Genomic DNA, 22,493 nt, shown 5'->3' with positions numbered 1-22,493 from the left:
AGTGTTTGCCAATCAATATCCGCATTTCCAAAAAGGAAGGATTTTAAAGCGAGAAATGCTTGAAAATCTTCGTGATTATCCAAGAGACTTTCTCGATTTGTATTTTAAGGATTATTCAAATGGCATAATCACTGGGGTTAATGTCCTTATAGCTGAAACATCGCTCATTATTACCCAGGGAATTGTCAAGTATAACGATCATCTCTATATACTCCATTCAGATTACGAGCTGCCCTATCATGCAACAGGGCATGAAACGATGGTGAAAATAAAATTTGCCGAAGAAGTAAATGAATTAGATTTTACATCTTTCACAACGCAAATTGTTCTCGATGATTCGGTGGAAATGGCTAAAAATGAGCTGGAATTAGGTCGCTTTAAATTAAAACCAGGGGCTCAGCTTCGTTCACAACATGTCGATTTTCACGATTTAGCTACTGAATATAATACGGTCAATTTTATTCACTGTCAGTATGCAGGTGTACTAAAAAGTACATGTCATCCAATCATTTTACAATTTTTTGCGCGCGAGCTTTTGAAAAATAGACCTTCAAATGCCTATGATATAGCTTTTGCGCTGCAATGTTTAAATCATGACCGTGTGCAACGGGATGTCATCGACTTTTACGTAAGCAATCGACTAGGGTTGGAAGACCAAGCGTATACAAATGTACAAATTCATAAATATTTAAGTCGTATTTTAGTGGAAGCAAAGGGCGGCAGTCGTCAGGCAGGACAGACTCTAGGACGCCCAAAGCGCATGATTGTCGACTAATAATGAAAGTCTGTAAGTGATAAAACGTTCAAGAAAGGGAAGGTGAAACAGGTTGAAATTTTTAGATGAAAAGATACTTGCACTTAGAAATGAAATGCGGGAACAAGAAAAGCATGAATTAGCCCAAAAGGAAGCGGCTTTACAAGAAAATAAGCCGGAACCTCAACAGGAGGAACAGCAGGAGCTACAAGCAATTGACCTTTACCAGGACTTTGTAGATATTGATGGTGAAGATGTTCCAGTCATCGACCAAGCTTTATTGAATGGGAAAATTACGTTACGAATGCCTAAGCTATTTTCCATCATGCTACCTGAATTAGCATCTCTCAAATACCCTTCGGAACGTAGGCCGAATATTATTTATACAGATGAATCGACAACGATCAATCTAGCCTTCAACATGACACCACATGTTTTAACAGAAACAGGGGTTGCTGAGTTTCAAGAAAACATGATTGACGTTCTCGAAAAAGCCCAGCCATCAGCGGAATGGTTAGACACAGATGTGATAGAAATTAATGACAAAACAATTGGCTTTATCGAAGTGATTACACCTGCTATAGATGGCGATATTTTTAATTTAATGTTCTTTGCTTCTATAGATGGACAAGCGCTCATTGGTACGTTCAATTGTATGGAGGAGGATCTTGAGGATTGGCGTCCTATCGCAAGGGCGATGATGGAAACCTTGCAATTTACTCCTAATGGAATGAATGGAGGGGCACAGTAATGAGCGTATCCGTCACAGCGTATCACAATTTACAGGTCTTACCTTTTGAGCTAGTCAGTCTCCAAGAGCTTACACTGACAAAGAAAATGAATGAGCATGCCACATTACGCTTTACTGGTATTGTGCCTGAGGAGATCAGAGATAAATACGTCGAAATGACTGAAGCCAACGCAGCCATTGCAGTCAATCAATTGGATCATCAAGGAAATCCCATTCCTTTATTTAAAGGTGTGATTTTAAGCATAAAAGTGAGCGCAGTTCGAGATATTTACTATCTCGAAGTAGAGGCTGCCTCAAACAGCTATCAACTTGATATTAAAACGAAAAGTCGCTCCTATCAGCACAAAGATATGACCTACGCATCCTTGTTCCAACTAATGAGTCCCGCTTACCCTGGCCTCGATATTATTGATGAAGCAACAAAAGGCGGTAAATTAGACAAATTTACGATGCAATACCTGGAAACAGATTGGCAATTTTTAAAAAGACTTGCCTCTCGTTTTAACACGGGGTTAGTACCTGCGGCGACCTTCGATAAACCGAAATTTCATTTCGGTGTTCCTGCTGGTAGTGCGAAAGGTAAGCTTGCAGACTATCACTATACAACAAGAAAAAAACTAGCAGACTATCTTCTCTATACAGAGAACGGTAATGAAGGTATGGAAGAAAATGATTTTCTTTACTATGAGGTGGAGACGGACAAAGTTTTCAATATTGGGGATCATGTATCGTTTAATGAACAAACCCTCTATGTAGCTGAAGCATCCACGTCCATGAAGGATGGACTGCTAAAACATATTTATAGCCTTTCAACAAAAAAGGGCATGAACAAAAGCGAAGTCTTTAATCAAGCTATTTCTGGTCTGTCCATTGAGGGTAAAGTGCTTGAGGTCGCTAAGGATCATATCAAGGTCCATCTAACTATCGATGAAAAACAAGATAAAGAAAAAGCACATTGGTTCTTGTACTCGACTGGCTATACAGCTGAGGGGCATAGCGGCTGGTATTGTATGCCTGAAATCAATGATTATGTCCATGTATATTTCCCGAGCCATAAAGAAGAAGAGGGGCTTGCAAGTAGCTCGATTCGCAAAAATTTAGATAGTAGTGCAACGAATAAGCTCGATGATCCTTCTACTAAATACTATCGAACGGCCTTTGGCAAAGAAATTAAGATGAGCCCAAGCGAAATTGTCATTACGGCGCAGGATGGCGATATTTTTATCCGCTTAAATGAAGAAAGCGGCATCGAGATTTTTAGCAAGAAGGACATTAAACTTATTTCAGCGGCAGATATTTCTGTCAATGCCAGTAAGAAAATTCTTTTGTCCGCGGAGGAAGAAATTTCATTAAAATGCAAAGAAAGTAAAATAACGATGGATGGCAATGTCCAGATTTTCGGCAAAGAAGTCAAGGCAAATTAACAGCCGTATAGGAGACGTTCTGACCAAAAAGAAAGCAGGAGACGTATATGCAAGCACAGGAAATTTTACAGCATTTTTATGAAACCGAAGTAGAAAAAAGACGATTGAAGTATTTATTGGCATTAGAAGATTTTTTTCAAGCTTCTAAAGATGAGCTTGCAGAAGACTTTCAAAAATCTTTTCAAAACATTTGTCTACAGTTGCAACAACAGCAATCCCAGCAACAAAAGGGGCCAATCGGACATTTCACTTTTTCCATGCTACGAACAGAGCTTCTAGAGGGGCAGCATCGTTACCTAGTGGAGGGCACGGATGAAGAATGGTTTTTTGACCTCCACCCTATTTTAGCGAGCTATGATGCAAACTGGGCATTTCGTTTTTTAGAGCAGTTCATAGCAGAGCTAACTATGTACAGCAAAACATTCATGGGCGCGATTACACTGGCAGAGATAGAGCGCATCAAGTTACAGGAAGCCACTCTTTTTCATCAGTATGTCATTAGCCTTGCAAGATATGCACTGCCTGACATCATTAGATGCCCACAATACATAGCACTTGAAAGAGCTGAAACTTTGGAAATTCGTATCGGCGAGTATATGGATATAAATGAAGTTGTTTATAGTGATGATTTCTCCAAGAAAGATACGGAAGAAATTAAGGCTTGGCTCGCCCAAAAACTAGAGGACGAATATCCGTATGAGGTCTTTAACAATTTAGATTTATCCGCAGGCAACTATGAAAGCCTCGATGTTCGCTATGCATTTTTCAAAAAAACCAATTTATCGCATAGCCATATGCGAGGTAGTCTGCTGATTGGCGCTAACTTACATGCTAGTCAGCTGATGGCAGCAGATTTAAGCTTTAGCGCGATACATGAAGCGGATTTCAGCAATAGCCAGCTACAGGGGGCGAATTTCCAACAGGTGCAAGGGGCAAGCGGTCTTGCTAATCGAGAGAAGTGGGAAATGCCAGGTTATCTTCCAGTACGCTTTACGGAAGCCAATCTAGAAGGGGCGAACTTCGAGTTGGCTAATTTACGAGGGGCTTGTTTTATCGGGGCGAAGCTAAAAAATACTGATTTTGCAGGTGCGAATTTAGAGCGGGCTATATTCTCGCAGGAAGCACGGGAGCATCTGAAGCTTGATCCGTTTCAAGCCGCAAATGTCATTTGGAAGTAGATGTTGTAAAAAGGAGCCTATAGAAGATGAACTATTTTATTCTATCCCAGGATGATCGTATCTCGAATGCTGTAGAACCAATTGGTCTATCCCAAGTCATCAAAAAAGAATTATTAACAGTGGAAAGAATGGAGGAATTGGAGGACATTGATCGTCAATTCCCAATTTTAAATAAGCATGACAATGACTATATCGATTTTATCGCAAAGCCTATTGCTCTATTAGCAGACCCTGTTAAACAATTAGTCGAAAAATACGAACCTCGACTACCATTCAAACCGGTAATTTTAATGGAACAGGCCAAGTTAAAACAGGTGTTATATTGGCTCATCATTCCACCACAAGTGGCTTGTCTTTCAGCTCAAACAGAGTTCCATCTAGATGGAACTTTGAAAAAATTGGTTATCGATGAGGCGTTAGCTGCCCCGTATACCATCTTTAAAATTGAGGGTATTAAAGAGGATTATCTCATCGTTAATATCGAGCTCGCAGAAAGCATACTGCGCCGAGCTTTTCGAGGCATTCGCTTGCTAAAGGTGCAAACTGAGGGAACATGGAACGCGACGTTTAGTGGAACAGATTGCAGTATTTCATATAACTAGATTTGGAGAGAAGTAATTATGAAAAGCAAATGGATTTCAGTTATGTTCGCAGCATTAGTACTAGCAGGCTGTGGCTCAGATGAAGCTGAAAAAGGTGAGAAAAAAGAACAAGTAGCTGGACAGGAAAGCGCAGCTAAAGAAAAAGTAGATAATAGCAAAGCGAATCTCGCTAAAATTTTTGCAGAAGGGTCATACAAAGCGGATGTTATGGCAATCGGTCTACCTGCAGATTTAAATGAAAAGATGGAAAAAATCACAGAAACTATGCAGGCGTCTCTTGCAAAAAATGAAGCATGGTATTTAGAGACAGTAAGTGGCTTAGCTGAAGGCGAGATTCTGCCCTACGATGAAAAACTAGGCATTACAGAAAATGAGTACAAGTTTTTACTAGAGGCAAATGAACACTTCCAGCTTGGAAAAGTTGGTGAAAGCGACATCACCATTACAACAGTTGATGAACAGACAACAGTACAAAATCCTACAGCTTCCATTGTTAAAGAGCTGACAATTAGTGCGGATGGCAACACGCTAACAAGCGATTTAGGTGACTTAACATATGTAGAGGAAATCGTAGCTTCTGATGCACAAAAAATTACAGGCAGATGGAACGGTCATTTCTATCGTATGGGTGGAGAAAATACAAAACAGGTCTTACAAATTTCAATTGGTCAGCTAGAGGATAGCAAGAAAAAAGTTATTTATACAGAGTTGTTTGAGGAAGGACAAGAGAAAAAAGAAGAAATTCTAATGTTCTGATACAAGGTACTATAAATTTTCTAATCAAAGTCTAGGCATTCACTCCACACGTTTGAGTTCTGTTTGTTAAGCAAGTAAAGAAACACTTCAAACGGACGCGAATGCACGATTCATATAGAAAGGAAGGTTCTCGATGGCAGACGAAATGCAAACAAAGGGCGACGAGCAGCGCAGTTATGTAGTAGCAGGCGCCAAATTATCATGCTCTCAGGGAGATCAAACAAGTAGTTTACAGATGCCCGTAAGCCACGGCGTTTACGTGAAGAACAAGGCACAGATGAATACGATGGATTTTAAACCGGGTGTCAATATTCAACCCTTTGGTTTATGCCAAACATTATCCAATCCAACGGTCGCAGCAGCTACAGCAGCGAATAACGGTGTCCTGACACCAATGCCCTGCACACCTGTTATCACGATGCCATGGATTAATGGCAAAGCAGATCAGTTGATTGAGAAATCCCCCGCACTAATCAATCAATCTATCAATATGTGCCTCTATTGCGGGACCATTAAAGTAGAAGATGACGGTCAGGAATAAGCCGCCATCCCCTGAGGAAAGAAGGGAATTCATGTGAAGACGTATGAGGAAGTGATTGGGTACGGAGAACTCGATCTCGTATCCCCCTATGAAGTCCAGACGTTGCATGATATCAGCCTGATACAAACCGTTAATGACCATGCAAGGTTATCCATTACGGGAATCATCCCCGAGGAAAAGAAAGATAGTTGTCTGCAGCTTGCTAGTAGTGCAGATCGTATAGAGCTCTACCAAAAGTACAATGGCCAGCGCGTGCGCCCACTTTTTAAGGGACAAGTAACCGAAGTGGCGGTTCGTATGGTGAGAGGCGTCTATCAAATTGAATTTGAAGCTGTGTCGTCAACATTCACGTTAGATTGTAAACGAAATGCGCGTTCCTTCCAACACGATAAGCTGACGTATAGTAAAATGCTTGAGCAAGTGCTCGCTGCTCATCCCGGAGCGGACGTCATAGATACGGCGTCAAAGGCTACTCCTATCAAGCAGTTTATATTACAATATAAGGAGACAGATTGGCAGTTCTTCCAGCGTATGGCCTCTCATTTTCGGACAGTACTGGTACCCGCAGTAGATGCCGATACGCCCAAGCTATGGTTTGGTCTGCCGGAAGGACAAGTAGAAAAGCTGTCCGCTACTAGCTATACCATCGCTAAGGATCGCTCCATCTATTTACATACGCTACACAATGACACCGAACGACCGATGGAGGAGCGAGATACGGTATCGTATATAATTGAATCGAAAAAAACATTAGCACTCGGTGACCGTGTCCTTATCCAAAATAAGGAGCTAGTCGTGGCAAAGTCCATTGCCCACATGCAACGAGGAGTTCTTACTTATGAATACCATTTACTGTCGGAGGCAGGAATTCGCCAAGGGAGACTCAGCATTCCCTCCCTTCCAGGCACAGCGATTGAAGGGACCGTATTAGAGGTAAAGAAGGATCAAGTGCGACTGCACCTAGCCATTGATGAGGCGCAAAAGAAGGAAGAAGCCACGTGGTTTTCACTGGCTACGTCGTATACAGCCGAGGGTCATAGCGGTTTTTACAGTCCACCGGAAATCGGCGATAGTGTCCACCTTGCCTTCCCGAATCACCGAGAGGAAACAGCAGTCGTTCGTCACAGTGTTCGCAAAGGCGGCGATGCCAACCCTAAAATAGCCGATCCCAAAACAGCTTATTGGGGCACACCAAAAGGCAAAGACATGAAACTCGACCCACAATCTGTGAGCTTTACCGCCAAGGAAGGCGCCGTTTTCCTGCAGTTAAACCAGGACAGCGGAATTGAGGTGCATAGTAACCATCCGCTTACACTAAAGGCCAATGACAATATTACCTTTGGGGGTAAAACCATCTCCATAAGCGCCTCAGAATCCATGCGCTTAACCTGTGGCTCCTGCAGTATCGTGCTCGATGGCATTACCGATATGCAGGGACAAGTTGTTGAAATGGAGGGCTCCGTCAAGGCGCCTGTTCCGGCATCTAGTGCATCCGAAGAGGGGAACGGAGATGACCTTGAATCCGCTCTCGACGTCATGGGCATGATTCCCCTCGCAGGGGGTGGTGCGTAATGGCGAAGAAAGGCAAAGGTGGGAAAGGCAAGGGCTTCTTCGGAACAATAGGCAGTTTTCTTGGGAGTATCCCAGCTGTCGGCAAAGTCAAGAACGCCGCCAAGTCTGTAAAAAAGAAAATCAAAAATACGAAAAAGAAACTAAAAAAAGCTATAAAAAAGGCGAAGAAAAAACTAAAGAAAAAGCTCAAGAAAAAGATTGGGAAAGTATTTACAAAAGCCAGGAAGCTTAAAAATAATCTATCCAAGAGTAAAATGGTGAAGAAGTTTAAGCGGGCTGCCAAGAAAGTAGTACTTGCAACGAAAAAGGTTGCAAGTAAAGCGAAAAGTACAGCAAAAGCGGTTACAAAGGCAGTTACGCAGACAGCGAAGAAAGTGGCAACAGCAGTTAAGTCGATTGATGTAAAACAAGCGATATCAACCGCCGTTGATTTTATCCCGATTGTAGGCAATGTCAAGGCAGCCTACGAAGTAGTAGTCGGGAAAGACCCATTCACTGGAAAGAAATTAGCGCCATGGGAACGAGCGGTATCAGCAGCAGCCATCGTAGGTGGACCGGCAGTCAAAGGTGCGAAGCACGCAGCAAAAATTGGGGGATCAGCAGTCAGTGGTATTGCTAAGGCTGGAAAAAAAGGAGTCCCAACTAAAGCACCAGCAGCACCACCGAAAGCAACAAAGCCACCTGCTAAGCCAACAGAAACAAAGAAACCGAGCAAGAGTACACCACCAGTTGCTGCGAAACCAAAAGCAACACCGGCACCGACGAAAGCGACAAAACCACCTGCCAAGCCAACAGAAACAAAGAAACAGAGCAAGAGTACACCACCGGTTGCTTCGAAACCAAGTGCTACACAGGCACCGCCGAAAGTGACAAAACCAGCAGCGGTAAAAGGGCCGAGTAAGGATACTCCTTCGGATAAGGTGAAATATTATAGAGTTCAAGGCGGTAGCGGTGACAATGCTAGTTTCAAAAGAATGAATGTAAATGATGATGGAACTATAAGTATAGCGACTAAAAATTCGAATCTAAGCGTAAGCGCTGAAACAATGGAGCATGCTGAATACTTCCATAGAAAAAGAGGTGATGATTCTTATATTATTGAAATGGAAGTCGATGTCTGGTTCCATGATATAGTTAAGGAGTACGCAATTAAACAGAAAGATTATAAAACTAATCCACTTAATCAAGGAAAAACTGCTCCGAAAATTGTTGATCCTTCTAAACCAGGTTTTGCCATGGAGCTTCCACCAATTTGGCATGATTGGCTTGAAGAATATGTTACAAATGCTAAAATCATAAAATAAGGAGTGGAATAAAGTGAAGTGCGAACCTAATTTTCCAGATTATGTAATAGTTTTGGTGAAAGTTAATAACTCTTTTCATTGGTATGTTACTGAAAAAGAACTCTGGATTTTGAATTTGTTAAAGTTAGATAATGCTTTTAGAAAAAAAATGAATGAGCCGATAGTTGATGAGACAGTTGCTGAAGATGAACGAAGAGGTTTTGAGCTGCTTGATGAGACTAATATTTTAGATTTTATGAAAGTTATTAAAGACTTTAAAGTGGATTCCCAAGAATTAATAGATTATTATAAAGTACTTGAGAACAAGGAATTCAGTAGTAGAGAAATATTGAAGAAAATATCTTTCTTTATAGATTTTGATAAAAAATGTTTTTATTCATTTTTCCTAGAACCGGGTTCCTATGAGGAATATATCCCTAAGGGATGGGATGGAATATTATCGAATGACATTGGAAAATTTCTTTAGTGTGATTTTTTTGTTGTATAGAATGGAGGATTATATTGAAAACAAATATTAATGTATTTGAAGATGAATATTCAAAGGAAAATAGTAATGAGGTAGTAAAAGCCGTTACGATAGTGATTGATGGGGAGTTTAAACAGATTGTTGATACAATTCAATCTGTTTCTAAACAGTATCCAAATAATATTGAGATTATTTCCAATGCATTAATTTATGGAATTAATAAAATGGTACTTGAAGGGAAGAACAAGAAATGAATGATTTCTATATTTTTGAGGATGAGTTGGCCTTTGAAGGAAGTTCTGAAAATGTAAAAGGAATAAGAATTATGATAGATGGAGATTTTAAACAAGTATTAGATAAACTTAAAGAACATCATCCAAATTGTTCTTCCTATTCTGAAATAGTCGCATTAGCAGTTACAAATGGTATTACTGAAATAATTCAAGAAATAAAAGCAAATAGTTAGTGAGTATCTTAAGATACTTGCATTAGATTAAATTTCAAAGCTTATTCCTACTTAAAATAAGGAGGATTAAGCTTTTTGGCTTTTTTTGAAATCAATTGTCTATATTACAAATAAAGTTGTCAGAGAACATTCCTTATTTCCATATGGAGATTTAGAGTTTTTTTATGGGGGGACATGGGAAAATTGGATCAAGTAAATTCTCATTTTCTAAGGTAACAGAAATATTATTAAAATTATTGATTATTGAGCTTGAAAATAAAAGTATTAATCAAATAGAGAATTTAGCTAAGATTGGTCTGTAGTTTAAAATATGCAACGAATCAATCATTTTAAGAAATTTAAGTTATTTGCAAAAGGCTGAACAGAGATCTGTAGTAGCCTCTAGTAGTGACATTAGACGATGGAATAATCCAATTGTTTAATGTCTTTTCCTATCATTGATAGAATAGAATTAACCGTTAGACTACCATATTCACTTATTTTATCAAATGACTAACCGTAGTATTAGCCATTTTATGAGCACCTCTATTAATGGATAATTAATTTTATGGCAATAGCGGAGGAAAAGATGGATATATATGAACAATTAAAGAAATACACAGATTATTCGCTAGAATTATCAAAGGAAGAATATAATCTTTTGAGCACAGAGGAATCCCTGCACTTCACGTGCGGGTCTAGTAGCCTCGTCCTTGATGGCATTACCGATATGCAGGGACAGATAGTTGAAATGGAGGGCTACATCAAGGCCCCTGTTCCAGCTATCTGGTGCATCCGAAGAGGGTAACGGAGATGACCTTGAATCCGCTCTTGACGTCATGGGCATGATTCCCCTCGCAGGGGGTGGTGCTTAATGGCGAAGAAAGGGAAAGGTTTCTTCGGCTCGATAGGCAGTTTTCTTGGTAGTATCCCAGCTGTCGGCAAAGTCAAGAATGCCGCCAAATCTGTAAAAAAGAAAATCAAAAATACGAAAAAGAAACTGAAAAAAGCTATAAAAAAGGCCAAGAAAAAACTAAAGAAAAAGCTCAAGAAAAAGATTGGGAAAGTATTTACAAAAGCCAGGAAGCTTAAAAATAATCTATCTAAGAGTAAAATGGTGAAGAAGTTTAAGCGGGCTGCCAAGAAAGTAGTACTTGCAGCGAAAAAGGTTGCAAGTAAAGCGAAAAGTACAGCAAAGGCGGCTACAAAGGCAGTTACGCAGACAGCGAAGAAAGTGGCAACAGCAGTTAAGTCGATTGATGTAAAACAAGCGATATCAACCGCCGTTGATTTTATCCCGATTGTTGGTAATGTCAAGGCAGCCTACGAAGTAGTAGTCGGGAAAGACCCATTCACTGGAAAGAAATTAGCGCCATGGGAACGAGCGGTCTCAGCAGCAGCCATCGTAGGTGGACCGGCAGTCAAAGGTGCGAAGCACGCAGCAAAAATTGGGGGATCAGCAGTCAGCGGTATTGCTAAGGCTGGAAAAAAAGGAGTCCCAACTAAAGCACCAGCAGCACCACCGAAAGCAACAGGAATGAAAACAAAAACAGCACCCCTACCAAAGTCGAATCCAACAGGCGGAATGAAGATAGCAACAGCGAAGCCGCCAAAGTCGAATCCAACAACTGGCACGAAAGTAGCGTCTAAAAACCCAGGTCCAAAAGGTACGGTTCTACCGAAAGTGGCATACAAAGAACCACCGAAAAAACCAGATCCAAAAAATACGGTTCAGACAAAAGTGGCATATAAAGAACAACCAAATAGCAATTCACAGGTAAATAGTCTACCAAAGGCTGTAGGTATGGAAACAACTCCTAACTCCATTGAAAAGATACAGATACCAAAAGCAGCAAGTAAAAATGAAGCGCAAGTAATTAGTTTTCCGAAGGCAGTAGGCGAATCGGGATCAACACCACGTCCAACTCCAAAGAGTAATTCAATGCCGTCTGCAAAGAGTGGAGAGACTAAGGGTACGGGAAACCCTAAGTTACCTTCTGATGAAGAGTTATTTAATGCTGTTACTGAATGGTCAAATATGCAGAAAAAATTAGCACCCTCTAAACGGAAAAAGGATAGTTTTAATACATCAACTGTAATTTATGATTCACGAACTGGTGAATATTATTATGGAATGAATAAAGGTGTGCAATTAAGTGGTGATTCCAAAAACCCAATATTATTTGGTGATAAAGGAAAAGGAGGGTTACTACCAGAGAATTCGTTGAATAAATATGCCTTAGGGAATTGTGCAGAGGTAGATGGAGTGAACCAAGCTTTAAATAGAGGTGCAAATACAAGTGATTTGTATTTATACACTATTGAAACGACTCCAAGTGCGTTTGGAAAAGCAAAAGAAGCTTGTAAAAATTGTACGTTTACCTTTAAAGGAAATGTAGCAGATGTATTGACGGGATGGTATAAAGGAGGAGATTAGGGTTGAATATGGATAGATTTAAACAAATTTCATTTAGAGGTAGAGTGGCATACGGGGTTAGTTGTTTTGAAAATGCATTAATATCATTAAAATATGTTTCAGAAGATTGGAAGATTGTTCTAAGATACCTATGGGAGTTTACAAATTCAAGTAATTTAGAAGATTGCCACTCAGCTACGGCTGAATTAATTCCTGAAAATTTAATGGAAACAAAAATATATGATGAAGATTTTGAGCGAATAAGTGAAGAAGAGTATTTATGCTTGTATAGACTTTATCAAAATATTGATGAATCCATTCATATTTTACTACGAGACATTCATGAACTTGGGGTAAGTCATGCTTATACTAATATTAGTGGGTATGGAGAAAGAAGTTTAGATTCATTACAAACACTCATTTGTCATATGTTGAACTACAATTATCCATTACCTAGTATTGAACCCTTTTTAAAATCTTCTATATTGGAAGACGATGGCTGGGGATATGAATTTGACGGTACTAAATTTTCTAAAATTCTATAATAATGTATAGGGCTAATCCCCTATTTGCCTAATAAAAGGAGATAGAGTTAAGGATGAAGCTTATTACTTATTTAGTCAATTAGCTTTAAAGGTTTCTTTTGTAGTTAGACAGTGAAAACTAATAGTCTCTAACTTTTTAATACCATGATGCGAGCTAGTAACTTTCATCATGGTATTTTACAATTTATAACATTGTAATCGAAACAACCTATTAGGGCAACACAAAAGGCAAGGACATTAAGCTTGATCCACAAGCCATCACCGTCACGGCGAAGGAAGGGTCTGTATTTAATAAGGCAGACCAAGCGAGCGGTATTACGGTACATAGTCAGCACCCGTTGTCGATTACAGCAGGCGGCGATTTAACTTGGACAGGCAAAAGCATCAGCTTCCAAGCACAGAAAACCTTGCGTTTTACTTGTAGCTCCAGTAGCCTTGTATTAGATGGCAATACGGATATTCAAGGACAAGTCGTGTCACTAGATTGCAGTATCAAAGCACCGTGTCCATCGCCAGTGCAGAGGATGACGGAGAAGAGCCTGATATGGAAGCCGCTCGGATGTGCTAGGCGCCATCCCACAAGGTGGTGGTGCGTAATGGCCAAAAAGGGTGGAGGATTTTTCAAGGCAGCAGCAAGCTTCTTAGGCAGTATTCCTGCTGTAGGCAAGGTCAAAAAGGCCGCCAAAATCGGTGAACAAGAAAATCGCTAAGTTCAAAAAGAAAGCGAAAAAGAAGTTTGAAAAGCTGAAGAAGAAGCTGAAAAAGAAAATTGGTAAAGTATTCACCAAGGCAAGGAAGCTGAAAAACAATTTATCCAAGTGGAGGCTCGTAAAGAAAATCAAAAAAGCGGCGAAAAGTCGTCATGGCAACGAAAAAAGCTGTGAAAAAACAGTGCAAGCGGTGAAAAAGGCAACCAAGACAGTGGTAAAGCAAACGAAGGCAGCCGCAAAGACCATCAAAAAAAGCAGCTGTTTCTGCAGGTAAAAATACCAAGCAATTTATGGCGAAAACAGGCGCCAAAAACACCAAGTATCATCGTGTAAATCCGATGCTGTCGGATTGAATCTAGGATTTCCCGTTCTTAAATCTGTTTGCTACATCTATGGCTTCGTCTTGTTTTAATACCCTAGTTGTATTTTTATCAGTACCCTTAACAGGCCCTGAGCTACCTTCCCTTGGCTCGCTGAACTTTCTTGCACTTTCGGCTTCGTTGTCGCAGCTTTATTCACCTTATTCGACTTATTCCCACCTGTCGCGATCTTCATGACCGCTTTTCCACCACGCTTCAGTCCTTTGACGGCTGTCCTCCAAGTACCGCTGCTGCGGAGATTGCTCGTTCTGCCTTGCTTAGTTTGCGACCTGTGATCGGGTCCTTACCTGTCGCAGATTCATATAGTGCCTTGGCATTGCCGACGACGGGAATAAAGTCCTCGACGGCTGAGGTGGACACCTTTCCAGCCTCCCTCCTAAAGGAGTTATAGGCAAAAAAGTTGGTGGAAAAAACTAAACAGAGTGCGATGGAAAAAGAAGGTAAAGATAGTTTTGAGAGATGGGAAGTAGAAAACTGTGCAGAAATTCAAGCAGTAAATCAAGCTTTTAAGGAAGAAGCAAAGCTTGAAGATATAAAAAGTGTACAGTTATGGGGAAATACAAACCCCTTACATTCCAGGTTTCCTTGCATTTCGAGAATTACCTTTAGTAATAGAGGCAGTTAAAAAACTAACGAAGCAGCCAGATGTATATATGTTTGATGGCAATGGTTATTTACATTATCGTCACATGGGTATTGCTACTCATGCCTCATTCTTTTTAAATAAACCAACGATTGGAGTGGCAAAAAGTTATCTTAAAATCCAGGATGTAGACTTTATTATGCCAGAGAATCTAAAAGGCTCTTACACCGATATTGTAATAAATAATGAAATCTATGGTCGGGCTTTGAGAACAAGAATAAATGTTAAACCCATTTTTGATTCTTGTGGGAACTGACTTTACTTTAATAATGCGATAGATAGTGTGTTTGTATAAGTTCATGGTTTTGGGAATTGTATAGGGGTATAATTTGTTGTGCTGATACCCTTGACTAGTTTACAATTAGCGATTTTTTTAGTGTTATACACAATAAAAAATGGGTTCTTGTCTTCGAGCTGACCTTGATTGGAGGGTAAAATGGTTTAAAACGTTACACTTCCGCAGTGGTAATAAGATTAAACTGTCAATATAAAAAATGGAACTTCCAAACTAATGAAAACTTAAGATATTAATGCCCTTGTAAAATTTAAAGCACTTGATTGTCTATGAAAGGCGGCAAGTGCTTTTTTGAATGTTTAAATACGTAAATTGAAAGTGTACTGAGTGTTAAATTTTATTTGAGCATGAACATAAATGATGAAGAACAGGCAATTTTTATTCCTACTACCAAAGGTGATGGCTAACTAAAAAAAGATTTTTATGCTCATAGTGGAATTCATGATTGAAAAAAGAGTATTTTACTACGATTTTAATCCCATAATAATTCAGCCCAAGTGAGATGTGAATCGTTACTTGGGCATTTTTTATTAATGCTAGTACTATACATATGTGAATCAACTTTTGCTAGTAGGCTAGGCTACATGTGAAATGTGTCGTAGCAATAAAAAAAAGTACTATTTATTAATTGGTTTAGTATTTGCAAGGAAGAATCAAAGACCACGAGTGATAAAGGGGGAGCGATCTCTATTCGTTGAATCTATTAAAAAAAGACACCTATTTTACGTAAATCTTTGATGAACGAGTGCAGGTTATCCAAATAAGGATGCTGGATTCAACAATTAAGAATCAAAGCCCAATGCATTAGCGAAAAATGACGTTGTGAACAAAAAACACACCTAATCTAAAAAAAATTAGCATTTAATAGAAAATAATGTTGAAAAATTGTGAATTGATAGTATAATTAATTTATAGTTACATTTATGGTTATTAATTACTTTTTGTTAATTGAAAAGTAGGCTATTCACTGTGCGATAGCTATTAAGATTCTACTAGTTATAATTTTGTGAATGTGACTATGCGCTAGAAAAAAACTAATGAAATGAGGAGATTTTATGATTAACATGATTCAATTTTTAGAGCAAAATCCGACATTGGTTACACTGTTAAAAGAAAAAAAGGCTTCTCTAGTTGGCGTAACAGAACTTGAACAAAAGGCTATTTTAGAATCTTATGATGAAGAGCTTTGCCTGAATAATCGAATTTGGCAATAAAGTTAAAGAAATGTGAATGGTTTTGGCCTGCTATAAGTGTATATCTAGTATTAGGGTTTTATTTGCTCTATATCTCTTATAGCGCGCCTTTTTTAAGTATTGAATTGAAGGAAAAAAATGAGCAATGGCTCATCACAGCGCCTTATTATAAAGAGTGGGCATTTAAACAACAAATAGAAGCTGGAGATAGAGTTTTAAACGTAGATGGTATCCAAATTGAAGATATTCCTAGTATCAAGTACGATTCAGTCATTCGAGCAGCTAATGAGTTAACAATATTAAAGCCGGATGGAAAACGTATGGATATTCAAATAAATCATGAAGATATTCCGCAACAATTTTACTCAGTGCTGATAGTCCCGGCTAGTTATTTTTTTCTAACTTTAATTATCTCGTTTTATTTGTATTACAAACAGAGAAATAACACACTATTAAGTTTACTCATTTTGTTTATATTAACTGTATCCTTAGCGTATGTTAGTATCGGCGCATCTAGTAAATTAAATAGCATAGGAATTATTGTGAATAGCGGTAGTATGCTTTTGTGTTTAGTAATTTTAATACACTTTTTAAGAAATTATTTTCTCTTTTTAGACTTACATTGGCAGCTTTTTAATAACATAAAGTTATTTTATACAATACCTTTAGCAGCTGTATTTCTAAGTATTTTTAGTATTATCTTTCCATTTAAAAAATTTGTGTTCTCTAATGCTGTCTTATGGTTATTTTTTCTATTACTTATTATGATTCTAAGTACTTTAATGATTTGTTATCTCAAGTACAAAACACAACAATTAAAATTACTATTAATTAGTATTATTATCCCGTTTCTGCCGTTCCTTTTTCTATATGCTTTACCCGAAATCTTATTTCATAGATATTTTCTTTCTGCAGATATCTGCTCTATATTTCTTATGTTAATCCCTTTTAGCTTTATTTTTACTCAGTTAACAGAACGCATATTTGATATGGAATACTTTATTACGCGTTTACGCTATTACGTTAGTTTTTCATTTGCCTTTACGCTTTGGTTATTATTAGGGCTATATTGGTTTGCTGACTTATCCATATCAAAAATGGCAGAAATATTCTTCTTTACTTTTTTTTCTCTAACAGTTCTTTTTTATGCTAAGGAAAAAATCGATTATCGAATGCGGAAAGTTTTATTTTCCACAAAAGGAGATTACATTCATCGATTGTATAAGACTGTCGATCGAATAGGCCGTGTCATTAAAATTGAGGATTTACTTCAAAAATTTGTACAGGAAGCCTCTTTACATCTTGAGATTGACTGTGTGTATGCTATAACCTATGATTACAAAAACCACCAATTTACTGCTGCCAATAAATCACCAGCATATCTACATCATCATTTTAATGAAGGCATAATTGAGCGGTTACAGCTCGGGGATATAAAGAGATTTGACAAATATTATCTTGCCTTCATCCATCAAGATTTGGATTATAAAAGAATATTAGTAATAGATCATTATAATTCAATCCATTTAAAAGATGAGGAACTATTGTGGCTAGAATTGCTACTTTTATATTTAAATAATTTTATTGAAAATACGAAAATGGTTGAAGAATTGTTAGAACAGTTAAAGCATGTGAAAGAGGCTGATAAAAATCAACTACCTTGGCTAAACAAGTTGCTATGGTTTAGATTTGAAGAAGAGAAATATCAGTTGGCGCAAGAGCTTCATGATACTAATTTACAAGAGCAGCTTCATATTGCTCGTGAAGTCAATGCACTTATTCATGACAAGAATACGATGGAAATTCAGTCGAAGCTTGCCAAAATTCATGATCACATGATAGCCTCGTTGCAGGATTTACGATTATATTGTGAGAATTTAAAGCCCCCACTATTGGATACTTTAGGGTTAAATGCTGCACTCGAAAAACTAATTCAGAAGATTCATAAGAGAGCTGACTTTGTGTTAATTTACACGGTGGATCGACTTTATTTAGAAGATGAACGTTTAAACCTTATGATTTATCGACTTTTTCAGGAATTACTAAACAATGCATTAAAGCATTCCTATGCAAACTCAGTCGAAATTCATCTGCAAGAAATGGCCAACGGTTTTGAAATTATTTACTCAGATGATGGAGTAGGTTGTGATATGGAAGCTTTTAGACAATCTGATTCTATGGGGATAAAGGGCATGCAAGAACGTGTACAAGCCTTTAATGGACAGTTTTATATCGAGTCAGCTATAGACGAAGGAATGTCTATTCGAATCACTGTAAATGAAGGAAGTGACATACTTGATCATACTGTCCACAGTAGATGGTCGTCTCACTTTATAAAAGGGTACTAAAAGTTATTGCAAAAAGGATAGTAAAGAAAAACTACAATGCACAATACCTTCTAATTAATTTCCGTACTGAGGCGATTTGTTCAGTATAAAAATTGAGTAGGAGGTTTTTTTAGTGGAAGTTTTTCGAATGAATACTTATAAAATATTGAAACGTTTTATTGAATTTGTATACGCATGGATACATATAGCACTATATAAAATTGGAGGATACAGGTTTTATTATGCCAGTAAATAAAGTAGGGGAGTTTTAATCATATTACTATCAAATGGGGAGGTAATTTGGTTGTCTCTCGTGTGGAATCTAGATACCTGAGCGATTTTTGGTTAGACCCGAGCGGAAAGCATGTGTACCCGAGCGTTACTTGGCTCGGCCAGAGCGTTAAACCGTTGTACCCAAGCGATTCCTCTCTTGACTCAAACAAAACTTCGACAGACGGAAGCAATATAACTGCGCTTACCCCAAGATAGCCCCATTATTTAGTTGTGTAAAAAACTATAGTGTTAAAAAAGAGGCGTCTCAAAGTTTGAGATGCCTCTTTTCTGCTGATATTCCATACTGCATTGAATCTTATTTTATATACGCCGACCTTGGACACGAAGATATTTTTCAACGTCATTGTAGAGCCCCGTTTGATTTGCGTATTTAACGTAGTTTTTTGCTGTACGCAGCCATTCTAACGTAGATGGTTGTAAATCTTTTAATACATGTAGTAAATCATTTGTTGTAATTGGTCGTTCATCACCAGTTGTTAAAATTTCAGCAAGTACATTTTCAGTAGCTAATTCAATGACATTTTCGATATCTGCACCAGAGAAAAATTCAGTTTGCGCAGCAAGTGTTGTTACATCTATATCTTCAGCATATCGTCCTTTTAACTTCAATTGAAAAATTAGTTGTCTTGCTTTTTCATCTGGTGGGGCGACGAAAATGAGTCGATCAAATCGACCTGGAAACTTTATATGAAACGCTCCGGGAATTTTGTCAACAGTCTGAGGGCTAGTCAATCATTTGGATGGCTAGATTTTTTTGTTAAATTGATTGAGGAAAATACTGACAGTTTATTATTAAAAAAATCTTATGATAGCTGCGTAATATTTGATATGAAAACGATGAAAAAATCAAATTATTATTTATTGGATAATAAAACTTGGTAGAAAATACACTTTATTAGAAAAATGCCATAAAACAAAGGAAATTATTTAAATGTTACCGATATAACTCTATAGAAGGAAAGAGGAGGACTGAGTATATTGAATAAAAAATTACTTTTCACAGTAGCAGCCATTCCGGCAGCCTTTATTGTTCCTACTGTAGCAGGGGCAGAGGAAGTATCCACGGTTTTAGTCACAGGTACGAATACAGTCAATGAGACGTTAAAGGCGTCCATTGAAAAATTACCAGCAAACACAATTATCAATAAGTATCAGTGGTACTATGTAGAGAGCGAAAGTGGGTCAAGCACTACTACGAATAAACCGATTTCTGGTGCAACAATGGCATCTTTCACAATCCCAGCTGAAGCAGCAGGAAAAACCATTTTTGTAGAAGCGATTTCGACGACGGGCACTACGTTCAAAAGTGAATCACGTACCATTAATACTTTGGAACTTGAGATTACACAGCCAACATTCGATACGACTTCAAACTTTGTAGCACCAAATGAAACGATAAGGGTCACAGGAGCCAAAGTAACAGATAAAGGCGGGGCAAAGTTACAAAGCAGTCAAATTACATATAGCTATCAATGGTTTTATAAAGTTGGTGAATCTTTCACTATTATTAACGGGGCAACAGGTGGTACATATAAAATTCCTGCGGATGCTTTAGAAAAAGGAATGAAGGATTTTATCGTCAAGGTGCAAGCGAAGGTTGGTCCTGCAGTTGTTGAGTCGGATGTATCGGCTCCGTTGACTGTATCTAAAGAACCTTCTGATACATTGATTAACGATATTAAAACTATACGTATAAGCGATAGTAAATATAATGTAACAACCTTCGAATCGTTTAAAGCAGAAGTAGATTTATTAGAAAAGAAATACCAAGAGCTATCTGCCGCGGCAAAGGCGAATGTAACCAACTATGATGTACTGAAGCGAGCACTTGCTGACATAGAGGCAATTAGCAAACTAAATGAAAAAGTGAATAAAGTAAAAGAAGTAAGTGAAAAAGACTTGCCAAAATATATAGCGGAAATTGAAGATACCTACAATAAGTTTGACTTATTGCTACGAAGCTTAGATTTAGGTGATGTTTTATATACGAATATCAAGGACATTTTGAAAGAGCCAGCAGATATAGCAGAAATTGCGGAAGTTAGAAGATTGAATCAAGCAATTGTTGCATTATTATCCTATGAGAATGCTCTTGTGAAGTATGTACCTACAAGTATGGAGTCTCTTAAAGCAGCAGTTGGGGCGATTGAAACGGATATTGCGAAGTTATCAAAAAACTACCAAGTAACAGTACAAAATCAAACGATCTTAAACGAAGCGAAGCAGGACATTAAAAAGATTGAACAATTTATTAAACTTTTTGATAAATTATCAGTAAATAATACACCAAGCAAGCAAGTAACAACTGCAAAATCCATTCGTACTGCTTATGAAAAGCTAACGTATAAACAGCTTCAATTAGTGCCTGCTACTTATGTCACGCAATTATTAGAGGCGGAAAATGCAGAAGAGAATCAAATTTATTATTTAAATGCTGAGATAAATCGCTATCTTGGAGAGGAAAGCTATCCTATAAATCCATCAGCGGAAACATGGCAGGGTCATGTGAAAGTTGTCAACAAAATAATTGCTGATTATAAAACTTTAACGAAAAATTCAGCTGCTAAAATTATCGGATATCAAAGTATTTTAACGCTCCAAAAAGATTTAAAAGCAGCAGAAAAAATCATTAAAGATATGGTCGCGTATAACAATCTTAAACTGACAAGCGGTGTAGCTGCAAGTAAATTACAATCAACTTATAGTAGTACTTTAAAAGCTTATAATAAGCTGACAAGCTTGCAACAATCGCTTGTTTATAATGCAGATGAATTTTTGCGTAACTCACCGGATGTAACGGTTGATGGCAATGGCAAAGAGCCAGCAGATAAAGCTGCAGCAGAGGCGCTAAAAGTTGATATTGCAAAGTTTGCTGATATCACAAAGTACTCGTTTACACAATTAGAAACTGCTGTAAACGCAGCGACAGCGACGTATAAAAGTCTTTCCTCTTCAGCACGTAAGTATGTGACGAACTACCATTTATTAACGGCAGCTAGTAAAGATGTTTCAGGGGTAAAATCCTTCCATAAAAAGGTGCAAACTGCTAGGGAAGAAATGGATGTTGCGAAGCAAGCTAAGAAAATCGAAACTGTGGAAAAGGCCTATGCAAAATTACCAGCAAACCAGCAACATCTAGCAAAACCACAGTATGAGGATTTACTTAACAATCGTTTAGTAGATGAAAATGCACCAAATCTATCAACATTAAACGGAAAAATCGGTGCCTTAGTTTCGGACGATTTATATACGGTATCTCTCCAAGAAATTCAAAATCTTTCAGCTCAATATAATAAGTTGAGTGCTAGTGATAAGAAACTCATCACCAATGCTTCGATTTTAACAGCAGCTGTAGCGGATGTGAAAAAAGTAGAGACTTTCATGAAGCAGTATGATAAGTCATTTGCTAGTAATCCATCTACGGTTATTAAAGCCTTCACTAAACTAACGGCAAAGCAAATGAATTTGGTGAGTCAGGATACGCGTCAAAAGATTATTGAAGCTGATAAGAACCAACAAAAAGCAAATGAAACGGCTCTAGGCTTAATAGAAGCTATTAATTTGCTTGTTCAAAATGGTGATTATGTAGCTGATTTACAAACGAAGGTTACGAGCATTCGAGCAGATTATGATAAACTTAGTTCTTCAGAAAAAAGTATTGTGAAAAATTATTCAAAGCTCACACAGGCAGAGAGTGATTTGAAAAAAGTAGCGGAAGTACATGCATTGCATGAAGCAATCCCTGCTGAAAATGGGGAAACGGCTCGTAAAGCTTGGCAAACTGCGTATGGGAAGCTCTCAAAAAAATTAGAGATTCTATACAATAATCTATACCCAAATGATTTGTAGGTGCCTGGCACTCACGCAATTTTCACACAATTTACTCCCCGTCTAAGG

21 protein-coding genes and 2 pseudogenes are annotated in these 22,493 nt (G+C 38.1%); 20 read left to right on the top strand and 3 right to left on the bottom strand.

Features of this window, described 5'->3' with window-relative positions; genetic code table 11:
* Position 1 precedes the first annotated feature (1 nt).
* The 16 genes from C9J31_RS14640 (at position 2) to C9J31_RS14565 (ending at position 13,738) form a co-directional block, all read left to right on the top strand.
* Positions 2–775, top strand: a complete 774-nt coding sequence (locus tag C9J31_RS14640; protein WP_107951139.1) for a DNA and RNA helicase — start codon at positions 2–4, stop codon at positions 773–775.
* Positions 776–827: 52 nt separating this feature from the next.
* Positions 828–1,505, top strand: coding sequence for a hypothetical protein (locus C9J31_RS14635; protein WP_238602196.1), 678 nt, complete (start codon positions 828–830; stop codon positions 1,503–1,505).
* On the top strand, positions 1,505–2,929 hold the full coding sequence (locus C9J31_RS14630) for a hypothetical protein (RefSeq protein WP_107951138.1): 1,425 nt from the start codon (positions 1,505–1,507) through the stop codon (positions 2,927–2,929). The genes C9J31_RS14635 and C9J31_RS14630 overlap by 1 nt, the downstream gene beginning before the upstream one ends.
* Before the next feature lie 47 nt (positions 2,930–2,976).
* The gene (locus C9J31_RS14625; protein ID WP_107951137.1) at positions 2,977–4,107 is read left to right on the top strand and encodes a pentapeptide repeat-containing protein; all 1,131 of its coding nucleotides are present in this window, start codon (positions 2,977–2,979) and stop codon (positions 4,105–4,107) included.
* Positions 4,108–4,133: 26 nt separating this feature from the next.
* Positions 4,134–4,709: a serine protease gene (locus C9J31_RS14620; protein ID WP_107951136.1), complete on the top strand. Its 576-nt coding sequence runs from the start codon at positions 4,134–4,136 to the stop codon at positions 4,707–4,709.
* 18 nt (positions 4,710–4,727) lie between these two features.
* Positions 4,728–5,465 (top strand): hypothetical protein, encoded by a 738-nt coding sequence (locus C9J31_RS14615; protein ID WP_107951135.1) that lies wholly within the window; start codon positions 4,728–4,730, stop codon positions 5,463–5,465.
* A 133-nt stretch (positions 5,466–5,598) separates the two neighbouring features.
* On the top strand, positions 5,599–6,006 hold the full coding sequence (locus C9J31_RS14610) for a DUF4280 domain-containing protein (RefSeq protein WP_010859790.1): 408 nt from the start codon (positions 5,599–5,601) through the stop codon (positions 6,004–6,006).
* A gap of 33 nt (positions 6,007–6,039) precedes the next feature.
* Complete coding sequence (locus C9J31_RS14605) at positions 6,040–7,578, top strand: contractile injection system protein, VgrG/Pvc8 family (RefSeq protein WP_107951134.1); 1,539 nt, start codon at positions 6,040–6,042, stop codon at positions 7,576–7,578.
* Positions 7,578–8,882 carry a pre-toxin TG domain-containing protein gene (locus C9J31_RS14600; protein ID WP_107951133.1) on the top strand — a complete coding sequence of 435 codons (1,305 nt, stop codon included), beginning with the start codon at positions 7,578–7,580 and terminating at the stop codon, positions 8,880–8,882. The genes C9J31_RS14605 and C9J31_RS14600 overlap by 1 nt, the downstream gene beginning before the upstream one ends.
* Positions 8,883–8,895: 13 nt before the next feature.
* On the top strand, positions 8,896–9,348 hold the full coding sequence (locus tag C9J31_RS14595) for a hypothetical protein (RefSeq protein WP_107951132.1): 453 nt from the start codon (positions 8,896–8,898) through the stop codon (positions 9,346–9,348).
* Between the two features lie 35 nt (positions 9,349–9,383).
* Positions 9,384–9,602: a hypothetical protein gene (locus C9J31_RS14590; RefSeq protein WP_107951131.1), complete on the top strand. Its 219-nt coding sequence runs from the start codon at positions 9,384–9,386 to the stop codon at positions 9,600–9,602.
* Positions 9,599–9,814, top strand: coding sequence for a hypothetical protein (locus C9J31_RS14585; protein ID WP_107951130.1), 216 nt, complete (start codon positions 9,599–9,601; stop codon positions 9,812–9,814). Before C9J31_RS14590 ends, C9J31_RS14585 begins: the two co-directional genes overlap by 4 nt.
* Before the next feature lie 547 nt (positions 9,815–10,361).
* Positions 10,362–10,601 (top strand): hypothetical protein, encoded by a 240-nt coding sequence (locus C9J31_RS14580; protein WP_107951129.1) that lies wholly within the window; start codon positions 10,362–10,364, stop codon positions 10,599–10,601.
* A gap of 66 nt (positions 10,602–10,667) precedes the next feature.
* Positions 10,668–12,230 (top strand): pre-toxin TG domain-containing protein, encoded by a 1,563-nt coding sequence (locus C9J31_RS14575; RefSeq protein ID WP_107951128.1) that lies wholly within the window; start codon positions 10,668–10,670, stop codon positions 12,228–12,230.
* Positions 12,231–12,238: 8 nt separating this feature from the next.
* A complete protein-coding gene (locus C9J31_RS14570; RefSeq protein ID WP_238602202.1) occupies positions 12,239–12,754 on the top strand; it encodes a hypothetical protein in 516 nt (171 codons plus the stop codon).
* Positions 12,755–13,444: 690 nt separating this feature from the next.
* Positions 13,445–13,738, top strand: coding sequence for a hypothetical protein (locus C9J31_RS14565; protein ID WP_107951126.1), 294 nt, complete (start codon positions 13,445–13,447; stop codon positions 13,736–13,738).
* 134 nt (positions 13,739–13,872) lie between these two features.
* On the opposite strand, the gene C9J31_RS14560 is transcribed toward C9J31_RS14565, so the two are convergent.
* Both C9J31_RS14560 and C9J31_RS14555 read right to left on the bottom strand, forming a co-directional pair.
* Complete coding sequence (locus tag C9J31_RS14560; RefSeq protein WP_193767158.1) at positions 13,873–14,019, bottom strand: hypothetical protein; 147 nt, start codon at positions 14,017–14,019, stop codon at positions 13,873–13,875.
* A gap of 20 nt (positions 14,020–14,039) precedes the next feature.
* The gene (locus C9J31_RS14555) at positions 14,040–14,204 is read right to left on the bottom strand and encodes a pre-toxin TG domain-containing protein (RefSeq protein WP_193767157.1); all 165 of its coding nucleotides are present in this window, start codon (positions 14,202–14,204) and stop codon (positions 14,040–14,042) included.
* 176 nt (positions 14,205–14,380) lie between these two features.
* Here C9J31_RS14555 and C9J31_RS14550 point away from each other — a divergent pair.
* The 3 genes and pseudogenes from C9J31_RS14550 to C9J31_RS14540 form a co-directional block, all read left to right on the top strand.
* Positions 14,381–14,740, top strand: a pseudogene (locus C9J31_RS14550) (endonuclease V); the annotation flags it as partial.
* A 1,097-nt stretch (positions 14,741–15,837) separates the two neighbouring features.
* Entirely contained in the window at positions 15,838–15,996 is a 159-nt protein-coding gene (comX, locus tag C9J31_RS14545; protein WP_107951124.1) for a competence pheromone ComX, read from the top strand.
* Between the two features lie 104 nt (positions 15,997–16,100).
* Complete coding sequence (locus tag C9J31_RS14540; protein WP_238602195.1) at positions 16,101–18,323, top strand: sensor histidine kinase; 2,223 nt, start codon at positions 16,101–16,103, stop codon at positions 18,321–18,323.
* Between the two features lie 573 nt (positions 18,324–18,896).
* On the opposite strand, the pseudogene C9J31_RS14535 reads toward C9J31_RS14540, so the two are convergent.
* A pseudogene (locus C9J31_RS14535) lies at positions 18,897–19,283 on the bottom strand (ATP-binding protein); the annotation flags it as partial.
* A gap of 291 nt (positions 19,284–19,574) precedes the next feature.
* Here C9J31_RS14535 and C9J31_RS14530 point away from each other — a divergent pair.
* Entirely contained in the window at positions 19,575–22,445 is a 2,871-nt protein-coding gene (locus tag C9J31_RS14530; protein WP_107951123.1) for a hypothetical protein, read from the top strand.
* Positions 22,446–22,493 lie beyond the last annotated feature (48 nt).

The organism is Lysinibacillus parviboronicapiens, from assembly GCF_003049605.2.
In the GTDB taxonomy this organism is placed as follows: Bacteria; Bacillota; Bacilli; order Bacillales_A; family Planococcaceae; genus Lysinibacillus; species Lysinibacillus parviboronicapiens.
Note: the sequence above shows the minus strand (reverse complement) of the source record. Positions and strands in the feature narration are given on the sequence as shown.